Genomic DNA, 10,807 nt, shown 5'->3' with positions numbered 1-10,807 from the left:
AGCCCGAGGCGCGCGCCCAGGCGGAGCGGCTGCGGGCGGCCGAGGGCGCGGCCGGCCAGGTGCGGCGTCTCGACGCGGAGCTGGAGGTGGCGCACCGGACCGACGCGGTCGCCGCCGGCGAGAACGCGGCGGCGGCGGTGCGCTACCAGACCCTCGTGGACCGGCGGCTGGCCGGCCACGCCGTCGAGTTGGCCTCGCACCTCGTGCCGGGGGAGCCGTGCGAGGTGTGCGGCTCGACCGCGCATCCGGCTCCCGCCACCGGCGACGATGAACCGGTCACCGAAGCCGACATCGTGGCGGCACGGGCATGCCTGAAGCAGGCGCAGACCCGACTCGATCAAACGCACGCCGCCGCAGGCACCGTGGCCACCGACCTGGCCGAGGCCCGGGCCCGGGCCGGGGAGCGCACCATCGACGAAATCGTCGCCGAAATGGCCGCGTCCGAGGTGGCCCTCGCCGCGGCCGTGAACGCCGGCGTGCGGGCGGCAGCGCTCGGCCTCGACAAGAGCCGGCTGCGGGCCGAACTCGACGAGGTCGGCCGTGCCCTGGCAGGCCTCTGCTCCGCCCGCGATGAGGCGGCCGTGCAGCTTGCCGAGCGCCGCAGCGCCCGACAGGCCATCGACGACCGAGTGTCCGCCCAGCGCGGCGACTTCGCCTCGGTGGGCTACCGGGTCGATCGGCTGCGGGCCGAGCTGGCCTCCGCGCGGGCCCTCGACGAGGCCCTCGACCACAGCCGTGAGCGCCGGAGCCTGCGGAACGCCGCCGGCGCATCCGTTCAGGCCCAGCTGGACCGCGAAGGTTTCGTCGACGAGCAGGACGTGGCCGCCGCCCACCAGGACGACGCCGACGTGCGGCAGCTGGAAGAGCTGATCCGCGGTCACGACGATTCGCGCGCGGCGGCGCGCTCGGTGCTGGCCGAACCGGCGCTCACGGGTCTTCCCGCCGGCCTAACCGACGTCGGTCCGGCCCGGGAAACCCTGGTGACGGCGGCGGCGGAACGGGATGCGGCGCTGGCCGAACGCGGCTCTCTGGGGGAGCGGGTGGCCGTCATGACCGGCCTGGTCACGGATGCCCGCGTGCACTTCGACGCCGGCGCGGAGCTTCTGTCCACGCAGACGCAGGTTCGGGAGTTGGCGGCGGCCGTGCATGGCGACGAACCCAACACGAAACGGATGCGCCTGGAGACCTACGTTCTCGCCGCGCAGCTCGAGCAGATCATTGCAGCGGCCAACAACCGGCTACGCACCATGACCGGGGGCCGCTACACCCTCGAACACGACGACTCGGTGCAGTTCCGTGGTGGCCAGTCCGGGCTCGGGCTGATGATCCGGGACGCGCACACCGGGCGGGCCCGCCCCACCCAGTCGCTCTCCGGCGGCGAGACGTTCCTGGCGTCATTGGCCCTCGCCCTCGGGCTGGCGGAGATCGTGTCGAACCAGGCCGGCGGCATCGCCCTCGACACCCTGTTCGTCGACGAGGGCTTCGGGTCCCTCGACGGTGCCACCCTGGAAACCGCGATGAGCACCCTGGACGGCCTCCGCGCCGGCGGCCGCACCATCGGTCTGATCAGCCATGTCGACTCCATGAAGGAGCAGATCCCGGCCAAGCTGGTCATCACCGTCACCGACCAGGGCTTCAGCGAGATCGGCGAGGTCCTCGTGTCGGTGTAGCCGGGCTGTGACGGTTCGTGCTGTGCCGACGCGGAACTAGTCCAGACCGGGCGTGGCCGAGTAGGCAGGCTGGCCGGGGCAGGTCGCGAGCACGCGCGCCATGGCGTCGTGCTCGGCCCGGGCCACCCATAGGCCGTAGGTGGCCTTCACGGAGATCTGGCGGGCCACATATTCGCAGCGGAACGACTTCTCCGCGGGCAGCCAGGTGGCGGCGTCCCCGTCGCCCTTCTGCGAGTTGGAGACACCGTCGGAGGCCAGCAGGTTCAGCGGGTCGTTGGCCAGGGCGATCCGCTCCTCCCGGGTCAGCTGCGCGGCGCCGGTTTGCCAGGCGTTCGACAAAGCGACCAGATGGTCGATCTGCACGAGCATCGAGGTGGTCTCGCCGCGCTCGAACGACACCGATTCGCCCGTGTACGGCGCCAGCAGCCGCTCAAGACCCGGCAGGACGCGTCGGTCACGATCGCGGCCAGGTCGCGGGCCAGGATATCGTTGCGGGTGTCGCAGCCGTTGTCGTCCACGTCGCGCCAGGCGGAGCCGAACTCGCCGGTGCGGTCGTAGCCGGTCTTCGCGGCCTTGCCCTTGACCGGCAGGGTGGCGAGCAGGTCGGCCGCGTCGCCGGTCACCGGGGCCGCGGCCGTGGATCCGACCGGGAAGGGAACGGATGTCTCGCCCGGCGTGACGCCGGGCACGCCGACCACGATCGCTGAGACCAAAGCCAGGAGCGGCAGGACCACCATCAGGGCGGTGACGGGCCGTCGCCTGGAACGCCGGCTGCGGGTTGACGCAGGCTTGCGAGATGCGTGTGGCATGGTGCTCCCAGGGTCGGTTTTCGACCCTACCGGGCGGCAATAATGACGTATGACCAAAAACTGGACCCCGCTCGCCGCCGTCTACCTGGCGCTCAGCCTCGGCGGCCTCGTGGGCACCTGGACCTTCAACCTGCTGGCGATCGTGCAGCTACGCGACTTCGTCGGTGACTGGGTGAACAGCGGTCCGGCGGTGTCGTCACTGACCGTTGACCTGCTGGTGGTGGCGGTGGCCGGCAGCATCCTGATCATCGTCGAGGCCAGGCGGATCGGGATGAAGCGGGGTTGGCTCTACGTGGTGCTCTCGGGTCTGACAGCGTTCGCCTTCACCTTCCCGCTTTTCCTTGCGATGCGGGAACGCACCCTGCAGGCGCAGCGGGTGCGGCCGGCGCCTGCCGGAGCCCGGACCCGCTAGGCGCCAGTCAGGCGGACCAGTCAGGCGGACCAGTCAGGCGGTCTCGAACCAATTCGACGGAGATTTTGCGCAAAACCGGCCCCAAACATCCGTTTCAGCCCGAAATGCTCAAAATCTCCGTCGAATTCATTAGGCCGCACTCAGCTAGTTGGTGTCGGCGGACCGCGCCCTCGTCGAGGGGCGCTGTGCCGCCGCCTTGCGTGGTGTCTTCGCGGCGGGCTTGGCGGTCGTCTTCGACGTCGGCTTTGCCGTAGCCTGCGTGGCGGCCGGCTTCGCCTGGCGTGATTTCTGCTTCGGCTCCGTGACGGTGCCGTCGAAGTGTTCCTCCGAGGCCTGGGCGTCTGCCTTGGTCAGGTGCACGATGGCGTCCTGATGCTCCGGCGGCGCGTAGATCGTGGCGAGCCGCAGCACCTTGCCGCCCGTGTTGAGCACATTGTGCCGCGCGCCGGCCGGCACGACCATGGCCGAGTTCTTCCTGATCTTCGTCTTGGTGCCGTCGATCCAGATCTCGCCCTTGCCCTTCTCCACCCGAAAGTACTGGTCTCGATCCGGGTGCACCTCTTCCCCGATGTCCTCGCCCGGCTCCAGCGCCATCACGACCAGCTGCAGCCCCCGGGCGGTGTACAGCACCTGGCGGAAATTCGAGTTGCGGATGGCCGCGTCCTCGATGTTGTCGACAAAACCCTTCATGGGATCCTCCGTTGTTCCAGTGCACGGTAGTCGCGGCGGCGGAAGTGCTCAACCGCCGCAGTCAACCCCGCGGTTTGCGCCAAAGGGTGAAGTATGCTTCACTTATTTTCGGAGGGGAGTAATCCCCAGCGTGTGGTCGTCATTACGGTTCCGTCATCGGAGCCCGGCCACAGGGACCCGATCCGGGTTGGACCAGACCTCCAGTCGAAGCAGTGACTGGAAGGCATTCCCCATGGACGTTCCCCTCTACGCCTGGCTGGCGGTGTTCGGCATCATCGCCGTCATGCTCGCCGTCGACCTGTTCGCCCATCGCAAGGCCCATGTGATCGGAGTGCGCGAAGCCGCGATCTGGTCCGTGATCTGGGTGCTCATCGGCATCTCCTTCGGCGTCGTGATCTGGGTGACGGCCGGGGCCGAGTTCGGGCAGCAGTACTACGCGGGCTACCTGATCGAGAAGTCCCTCGCGGTCGACAACGTCTTCGTCTGGGCGATCATCTTCGCCGCTTTCGCGGTGCCGCGCCAGTACCAGCACCGGGTGCTGTTCCTCGGCGTTCTCGGTGCGCTCGTGCTGCGCGGCATCTTCATCGCCGCGGGCGCCGTGTTGATCGAGAACTTCTCCTGGATTCTCTACGTGTTCGCTGCGTTCCTGATCTTCACGGGCTACCGCATGATCCGCACCCGCAACGAGCACGCGCACCCCGAGAAATCCCAAGTGCTGCGCCTCTTCCGCCGCTTCATCCCGATGACCGAGACGTTCCACGGCCAGCGCTTACTCGTGCGCAAGAACGGCATTCTGCTCGCCACACCGCTGCTGGCGGTTCTCGTGCTCGTCGAGGTGACGGATGTCGTGTTCGCCGTGGACTCCATCCCGGCCATCTTCGCGGTCACCAGTGAACCGTTCATCGTCTTCACCGCCAACGCCTTTGCAATCCTCGGCCTCCGGGCGATGTACTTCCTGCTCGCCGACCTCATGCACCGATTCGTCTACCTGAAGATTGGTCTCTCGCTGGTGCTGATCTGGGTGGGCGTCAAGATGCTGCTGCTCGACGTGTTCTACATCCCGACGACCGTTTCGCTATCTGTGATCGCGCTGATCATCGCGGTGTCGGTCATGCTCAGCCTCCGGGCCACGCGGGGCCAGGGGCGGCGCGAGTTCGAGGCCGCTCCCGTCGGCTCGTTCCGCGAGGCCACCCCTGAGGAACTCGCCCAGATGGAGCCGGTCTGGCGCCGATCGGCCCGCACGCCCGAGCAGAAGGCACAGAATGCCGAGCAGAAGGCCGAACAGAAGGCTGAGCAGAAGAAGGTGAACGAGACCCTCCGATGACCGAGATGCTGCCCGAACCGCCGCCCGTTCCGCCGCCTGGACCGACGGATGCCCCTGGCAAGCCGTGGACGTTCCTCACCCACCACGCGCACCTGCTCCTGGCTATCGCGGGGAACCCCGATGCGCGGGTGCAGGAGCTCGCCGACACGGTGGGGGTGTCAACCCGGGCGGCGCTGAGCATCATGGCGGACCTGGTCAAGGCCGGCTACATCCGGCGCGAACGGGTGGGGCGGCGCAATCACTACAGCATCGAGCGGAACCGGCCGTTCCGGCATCCGTCGACCGCGGCGCACAGCGTCGACGAGATGATCGCCGCGTTCAGCACATTCGCGCCGCCGCCGCGATCGGTTTGACCGCGACAGCGGATCAGGCCACGGGTTCGGTCGTCAAAACCTGTGACCGGAGGCGGCTCGCGGCGATTGCGGCCGCGGCGAGACCGGTGATGAAGGTCGCGATGCCGAGCACGTAGAAGATCACGGTCACGTAGCCGCCCGGCTGGGCCGGTTCGAGGAAGGGATAGGTGTGGAAGCCGGTCAGGGTGCCCCGCACCACGGCGTAAGCCACCCAAGCCAGCGGGTAGATCAGGGCCACACCGAGGCGCTTCCAGGCCAGGGCCGGGCGCCCCGGCGAGAGGATCCAGTCCAGCGCGATGAAGATCGGCGCCCAGACGTGCAACACCTCGTTGGGCCAGCCGACACCGATGAAGCCATCGGAGACGACGTTGCGCAGCAGCGCGTTGTAGACGACCCCGGTGACGACCGCGTAGGTGAGTACCGACATTCGCACCCCGGTGAGGAGTTGGGAATCCGTGCTTCGGCGAAGGGCGAGGGAACCTCCCACGAGCAGCACGACCACGTTCATCAGGCTCGACTGGATGGTGAAGTAGCCGAAATACTCGGTCGCCACGAAGGCGTCGTTCCAGAGCTGGTCGGTGATCTGCGTAATGATGCTCGCGAGGAGCAGCAGTCCCATGCCGATCCGCAGCAGACCGGAAAGCTGCCGGAAGGTGGAGGGCGATGCTGAGTCGGAGCCCACCGGAGAGATCGCTGTTGAAGTCACTGGAAAAGAATAGTGCGGACGAGCTGGGGATTTAGCAGGGCAGGCCGCTTGCCCGGAAGGGGGTCAGCAGCAGAGGCAGGATACTGTTGACGTTCATGCTTATTTGGTTCCTCTTATGAGTAGGCTCACGCTGAAATTCTCGCTGAGGACACGACAGGAAGGTCACAGTTGCTGGAAGTAACTGCGCTCCGCTGGACGCTCACCATCGCCGTCATTCTGGGTCTGCTCGCGTTGGACCTGGGTTTGGCCATCGCCCGGCCGCACGTCGTCAAGTTTCGGGAGGCCGCACTCTCGTCGGTGCTGTACATCGCGGTCGCGATCCTGTTCGGCCTCGTTTTCGCGGCGCAGGTGGGCTGGGGGTTCGGCGCGGAATACTTCGCCGGGTACATCGTTGAGAAGAGCCTGTCCATCGACAACCTCTTCGTCTTCGTGATCATCATGTCGACCTTCGCGGTCCCGGAAAAATACCAGCAGAAAGTTCTCATCTTCGGGATCCTGCTGGCACTCATTCTGCGGGCGATCTTCATTGCACTGGGTTCCGCCCTGCTTTCGCTGTTCTCATTCATGTTCCTGATCTTCGGTCTGGTGCTGATCTTCACAGCCGTACAGCTCTTCCGGCACCGTAACGTCGACCCTGACGTGCAAGACAACGTACTGGTCCGGGTGGCCCGTCGGGGCCTGACCGTTACCGACGACTATGTCGACGGTCGAATGTTCACGCGGAGCGCCGGCCGCCGCGCGGTGACACCGCTGTTTATCGTGCTGATAGCGATCGGCAGCACCGATCTCCTGTTCGCACTCGATTCGATCCCGGCGATCTTCGGAATCACCGATGAGGCGTACATCGTCTTCACCGCCAACGCCTTCGCGCTGCTCGGGCTCCGGGCGCTCTTCTTCCTCGTCAAGGGGCTCCTCGACCGGCTGGTCTACCTGTCGACCGGCCTGTCCCTCATCCTGGCCTTCATCGGTGTGAAACTCGTTCTGCATTGGGCACACGGCCTTGATGGCCGAGTGCCGGAGATCAGCACGAATCTCAGCCTGATCGTCATCGGTGTGGTCTTGACCGTGACCACGGTCGCCAGCCTGATCAAGACACGCCAGGATCCCACGGTGCGAGCTCATGCCGGCTCACTCCGGGCAGCGGATCATTCCGAGACTGAACCAGCGGATCAGCCCGACTCCGGGCACAAGAGTTGACGGGCAGGTGAGGGGCTGAGCCTCTGCCCGGCGAGGTCGGCCCCACGCCTGGATGTGCACCTAGAAGGGGAACAGCAGCCGGTGCAGGAACTGCCGGGTGCGTTCCTCCTTCGGGTGGCGCAGCAGCTGATTCGGGTCGCCGCGCTCGACGATCCGGCCACCGTCGACGAAGGCCACCTCGGTGGCTACCTCGCGCGCGAATTCGAGTTCGTGGGTCACGATCACCATGCTCCAGCCCTCCACCGCCAGTTCCTTGATCAGGCGCAGAACATCGCCCACGAGTTCCGGGTCGAGGGACGACGTGGGCTCGTCGAAGAGCAGCAGCTGCGGGCGCAGGGCGAGCGCGCGCACGATGCCCACACGCTGCTGCTGGCCGCCGGAGAGCTCGAACGGGTAGCTGTCCTTCTTGGCGCTGAGGCCCACGCGGTCGAGCAACGCGAGCGCCTCCGCTTCGACCTCCGCCTTCGGGCGGCGCTGCACCACCACGGGCCCCTCCAGCACGTTCTCCAGTACGGTCTTGTGCGGGAACAGGTTGTAGTGCTGGAAGACCATGGCCGACCGGTCGCGCAGAGCCGCACGCTGATTCTTCCCCGGTATGGCTGCGAAGTCGACCGACAGTTCGTCGGCCACGTCGATCGTTCCGCCGTCGGCCAGTTCCAGGCCGTTCAGGCAGCGCAGGATGGTGGTCTTGCCGGAACCGGAGGGTCCGATCAGGGCGAGAACGTGGCCGCGACCCACCGTCAGGTCGATGGATTGCAACACCTGGTTGGCGCCGAAACTCTTCTGGAGCCCGCGCACGCGGAGCAGGACGTCGGAGGTCGCCGCGGCATCCGGGGCCGTCGGTTCGGTCGGATCAATCGGATCAGTGGGGGACATAGCGGTCCAATCGCTTCTCGAGAACGCTCTGCACCGAGGACAGGCCCAGGCAGATCACCCAGTAGACCAGGGCGGCCTCGAGGTAGAGCAGCATGAATTCCTGGCTGAAGGCGGCCACCTGCTGTGCTTCGCGGAACAGCTCCGTGACCAGGATCAGCGAGGCGAGGGAGGTGTCCTTGACCAGGCTGATGAAGGTGTTCGACAGGGGCGGAACCGAGACACGGGCGGCCTGCGGCAGGATGATCCGGGTCAGCGCGCGACGGTGCGACATGCCGATCATGTAGGCCGCCTCCCACTGCCCCTTGGGCACCGAGAGGATGGCCGCCCGAATCACTTCGGCGGCGTAGCCGCCGACGTTGAGTGAGAACGCCACCACGGCGCTCGGCCACGGATCGATCAGGATGCCCAGCGACGGCAGGCCGTAGAAGATCACGAACAACTGGACCAACAGTGGGGTACCGCGCACGATCGAGATGTAGACCCGGGCGATGCCGGACACCCACCGGCGCCGGGAGAGGCGCATCAACGCCAGCCCGAGCGCGAGCGCCAGACCGATCGTGAACGAGGCGAGCGCCAGCGGGATGGTGCCGAGGATCGCCCCCTGCACGATGGGACCGAGCGAGGTCCAGAACAGGTCCCAGGCGGATTGGTTCATGGCTGGACGGGGTTACTGGGAAACGTCGGACCCGAAGTACTTCTCCGAGATCGACGTCAGGGTGCCGGCGGCGGCGAGCTTTTCGAGGGCCGCGTCGACGGCATCCGTCAGCTCCGTGCTGCCCTTGACGAAGGCGAACGAGGTCGCGGACTTCTCGTCGGTGTTCGCGGCGACCTTGAGCCCGGTGGCGCCGGTCTGCTTCTGGTAGTCGAGGAAGGTGAGATTGTCGTTCACGGTCGCGTCGACGCGGCCCTGTTCGACCAGGGCGACCGACTGGGCCCAGCCCTCGACGGCCTGCACACGTGCGCCGCTCTCGGTGGCGAGGGTGTTCCAGTTGCTGGTGAGCGACTGGGCCGTGGTCTTGCCGGCCAGGGTCTCGAAGGAGGTGATCGAGGTGTTGTCGCTCTTGACCACGATCACGCCGGTCGAGAACGTGTAGGGGGTCGAAAAGTTGTACTTGGCGACGCGTTCCGGGGTGGCCGTGACCTGGTTGGCGATGACGTCGAAGCGGCCGGCCTCGAGGCCTGCGAAGATGCCGTCCCACTGGGTTTCCTCGAATTTGGCCGTGACTCCGAGCTCGGCTGCGACGGCCTCGATGATCTCGACGTCGTAGCCGGTCAGTGCGCCGGAGCCACCCTCGTGGAAGGTGAACGGGCGGTACGTGCCCTCGGTGCCGATGGTGAGCACGCCCGCGTCTGTGACGGAGGACAGCGAGGTGTCGGCGCCGGTGGTGGCTGCGTCGTCGGTGTCGGTGCTCGCGGAGCAGCCGGCCAGCGACACGGTGAGCGCTGTGAGTAATACCGCCGACAGGATCTTGAGCTTCATTTTTCTGGCCTAACCGAGGTTGCAGGTGCGTATTCATCGCCGAAAAGCGATGTCTGAAGACTAACAAGGAGTGCGCCCCGGTAAGTATTCCCGTGACGCGCCGCGTCACACACCGGTTGGGCCCCGGTCAATGGCCTTGCCGGGGATTTTGGGCCGGAATAGGCTGCACTCGTCCCGTGCACCCGGCGTTCGTTCTCGGATGTGCAGGTACTCCGGTCCTTACCCGACCCGAATCGGCCCGACCCGAAGGAGCCTGCAATGAAGCTGACTGCCGACCAACACGACCGATCAGCAGCGGTGCTGCTGGGCATGGCCTGCGGGGACGCGCTCGGGGCCGGCTACGAGTTCGCCGGGCCGCTACCGGAAACCGCCCCGGTCAGCATGCGCGGCGGCGGCGGCTTCCACTGGGCACCCGGCGAGTGGACCGACTACACGGCCATGGCGGTGCCGCTCGCGATGGCCGCGGCGGAGGGCGGGGATCTCAGAGACGACTCGGTCCTCGACATCGTCGTGGCCCACTGGGTGGCCTGGGCGAAATCGGCACCGTACGCGGGCGTGCAGCTGGGGGCGGTGCTCTCGGGCAGCGAGCCGAACGCCGATTCCGTGCGTCGCGGGGCGAGGGAGCAGCATGATCGCAACGGGCGCAGCGCCGGCAACGGATCGCTCCTGAGAACCGCGCCGGTGGCGCTGGCGTTCCTCGGCGATCCGGTCGCCCTGGCCGAGGCCGCGCGCCTGGTCAGTGAGCTGACGCACCGTGAAACCGAGGCAGGCGATGCCTGCGTGCTGTTCGGGCTCGCTTTGCGGCACGCCGTGCTCGAGGGCGAACTCGACATTCGGGTGGGCCTGTCCGCCCTGCCGAGCGAGCGCCGCGCGGACTGGTCGACCCGGATCGACGATGCCGAGCGTGAACGGCCCGCGGATTTCCCGGGTAACGGCTGGGTCGTGCAGACCCTGCAGGCCGCCTGGTCGGCGATCACGTACGCCCGGGGAACGGATGCCGGCCAGGTGCGTCGCGCCATCGAAGTCGCGGCGCGCGGCGGCGGCGACACCGACGCCGTAGCAGGTGTCGCTGGCGCGCTGACCGCCGCCCGCTGGGGGCTGGAAGCTGTGCCAACAACCTGGCGCCACCTGGTGCAGGGCTGGCCGGGGCTGCGCGGCGTTGACCTGGTGCGCCTGTCCATGCAGTCAGCTCACTGCGGAGCGGTCGGGGGAGTCCGGGCCGACGAGGTCGGCTTGCAGCGCACGGTCAAGCTGCGCGCGCTGCGTTGACGTCAGGGCGAAAGCTTGAGT

At 67.3% G+C, this 10,807-nt stretch carries 13 protein-coding genes; 6 read left to right on the top strand and 7 right to left on the bottom strand.

Annotation, left to right across the window (positions count from 1 at the left end; genetic code table 11):
* The coding region (locus CXY81_RS03095) for an SbcC/MukB-like Walker B domain-containing protein (RefSeq protein ID WP_304481846.1) at positions 1-1,670 on the top strand (1,670 nt) is incomplete at its 5' end.
* 36 nt (positions 1,671-1,706) lie between these two features.
* Here CXY81_RS03095 and CXY81_RS17370 read toward each other — a convergent pair.
* Together CXY81_RS17370 and CXY81_RS17365 are read right to left on the bottom strand one after the other, a co-directional pair.
* Positions 1,707-2,009, bottom strand: coding sequence for an HNH endonuclease family protein (locus CXY81_RS17370; RefSeq protein WP_369828332.1), 303 nt, complete (start codon positions 2,007-2,009; stop codon positions 1,707-1,709).
* Positions 1,973-2,479: a hypothetical protein gene (locus CXY81_RS17365; RefSeq protein WP_369828331.1), complete on the bottom strand. Its 507-nt coding sequence runs from the start codon at positions 2,477-2,479 to the stop codon at positions 1,973-1,975. The genes CXY81_RS17370 and CXY81_RS17365 overlap by 37 nt, the downstream gene beginning before the upstream one ends.
* Before the next feature lie 49 nt (positions 2,480-2,528).
* On the opposite strand from CXY81_RS17365, the gene CXY81_RS03085 reads away from it, so the two are divergent.
* On the top strand, positions 2,529-2,891 hold the full coding sequence (locus CXY81_RS03085) for a DUF2834 domain-containing protein (RefSeq protein WP_104193930.1): 363 nt from the start codon (positions 2,529-2,531) through the stop codon (positions 2,889-2,891).
* A gap of 144 nt (positions 2,892-3,035) precedes the next feature.
* Here CXY81_RS03085 and CXY81_RS03080 read toward each other — a convergent pair whose 3' ends face one another.
* Positions 3,036-3,581, bottom strand: a complete 546-nt coding sequence (locus CXY81_RS03080; RefSeq protein WP_104193929.1) for a cupin domain-containing protein — start codon at positions 3,579-3,581, stop codon at positions 3,036-3,038.
* 232 nt (positions 3,582-3,813) lie between these two features.
* Here CXY81_RS03080 and CXY81_RS03075 point away from each other — a divergent pair, with 232 nt between their 5' ends.
* Together CXY81_RS03075 and CXY81_RS03070 are read left to right on the top strand one after the other, a co-directional pair.
* On the top strand, positions 3,814-4,905 hold the full coding sequence (locus CXY81_RS03075; RefSeq protein ID WP_104099665.1) for a TerC family protein: 1,092 nt from the start codon (positions 3,814-3,816) through the stop codon (positions 4,903-4,905).
* Entirely contained in the window at positions 4,902-5,258 is a 357-nt protein-coding gene (locus CXY81_RS03070) for a winged helix-turn-helix domain-containing protein (RefSeq protein ID WP_104193928.1), read from the top strand. Before CXY81_RS03075 ends, CXY81_RS03070 begins: the two co-directional genes overlap by 4 nt.
* A 13-nt stretch (positions 5,259-5,271) precedes the next feature.
* Here CXY81_RS03070 and CXY81_RS03065 read toward each other — a convergent pair whose 3' ends face one another.
* A complete protein-coding gene (locus CXY81_RS03065) occupies positions 5,272-5,964 on the bottom strand; it encodes a Pr6Pr family membrane protein (RefSeq protein WP_104193927.1) in 693 nt (230 codons plus the stop codon).
* A 168-nt stretch (positions 5,965-6,132) separates the two neighbouring features.
* Here CXY81_RS03065 and CXY81_RS03060 point away from each other — a divergent pair, with 168 nt between their 5' ends.
* Entirely contained in the window at positions 6,133-7,161 is a 1,029-nt protein-coding gene (locus CXY81_RS03060) for a TerC/Alx family metal homeostasis membrane protein (protein WP_104099663.1), read from the top strand.
* A gap of 60 nt (positions 7,162-7,221) precedes the next feature.
* Here CXY81_RS03060 and CXY81_RS03055 read toward each other — a convergent pair whose 3' ends face one another.
* Genes CXY81_RS03055 through CXY81_RS03045 form a run of 3 tightly spaced genes read right to left on the bottom strand, consistent with a single transcriptional unit; the run spans position 7,222 to position 9,517 of the window.
* Complete coding sequence (locus CXY81_RS03055) at positions 7,222-8,037, bottom strand: amino acid ABC transporter ATP-binding protein (protein ID WP_104193926.1); 816 nt, start codon at positions 8,035-8,037, stop codon at positions 7,222-7,224.
* Positions 8,024-8,692 carry an amino acid ABC transporter permease gene (locus tag CXY81_RS03050; protein ID WP_104170359.1) on the bottom strand — a complete coding sequence of 223 codons (669 nt, stop codon included), beginning with the start codon at positions 8,690-8,692 and terminating at the stop codon, positions 8,024-8,026. Before CXY81_RS03050 ends, CXY81_RS03055 begins: the two co-directional genes overlap by 14 nt.
* A 12-nt stretch (positions 8,693-8,704) precedes the next feature.
* A complete protein-coding gene (locus CXY81_RS03045) occupies positions 8,705-9,517 on the bottom strand; it encodes an amino acid ABC transporter substrate-binding protein (RefSeq protein ID WP_104170358.1) in 813 nt (270 codons plus the stop codon).
* Positions 9,518-9,775: 258 nt separating this feature from the next.
* Here CXY81_RS03045 and CXY81_RS03040 point away from each other — a divergent pair, with 258 nt between their 5' ends.
* Complete coding sequence (locus tag CXY81_RS03040; RefSeq protein WP_104193925.1) at positions 9,776-10,786, top strand: ADP-ribosylglycohydrolase family protein; 1,011 nt, start codon at positions 9,776-9,778, stop codon at positions 10,784-10,786.
* The last annotated feature ends 21 nt before the right edge of the window (positions 10,787-10,807 follow it).

The organism is Cryobacterium sp. M25, from assembly GCF_002929635.1.
Taxonomy (GTDB): domain Bacteria; phylum Actinomycetota; class Actinomycetes; order Actinomycetales; family Microbacteriaceae; genus Cryobacterium; species Cryobacterium sandaracinum.
The sequence above is the reverse complement of the archived record's forward strand: the minus strand, read 5'-3'. Positions and strand labels throughout refer to the sequence as shown.

Coding starts and splice junctions, on each gene's coding strand:
- CXY81_RS03085 (WP_104193930.1), top strand. CDS start 2,529: ATGACCAAAAACTGGACCCCGCTCGCCGCCGTCTACCTGGCGCTCAGC.
- CXY81_RS03050 (WP_104170359.1), bottom strand. CDS start 8,692: ATGAACCAATCCGCCTGGGACCTGTTCTGGACCTCGCTCGGTCCCATC.
- CXY81_RS03070 (WP_104193928.1), top strand. CDS start 4,902: ATGACCGAGATGCTGCCCGAACCGCCGCCCGTTCCGCCGCCTGGACCG.
- CXY81_RS17365 (WP_369828331.1), bottom strand. CDS start 2,479: ATGCCACACGCATCTCGCAAGCCTGCGTCAACCCGCAGCCGGCGTTCC.
- CXY81_RS03045 (WP_104170358.1), bottom strand. CDS start 9,517: ATGAAGCTCAAGATCCTGTCGGCGGTATTACTCACAGCGCTCACCGTG.
- CXY81_RS03055 (WP_104193926.1), bottom strand. CDS start 8,037: ATGTCCCCCACTGATCCGATTGATCCGACCGAACCGACGGCCCCGGAT.
- CXY81_RS03040 (WP_104193925.1), top strand. CDS start 9,776: ATGAAGCTGACTGCCGACCAACACGACCGATCAGCAGCGGTGCTGCTG.
- CXY81_RS03075 (WP_104099665.1), top strand. CDS start 3,814: ATGGACGTTCCCCTCTACGCCTGGCTGGCGGTGTTCGGCATCATCGCC.
- CXY81_RS03080 (WP_104193929.1), bottom strand. CDS start 3,581: ATGAAGGGTTTTGTCGACAACATCGAGGACGCGGCCATCCGCAACTCG.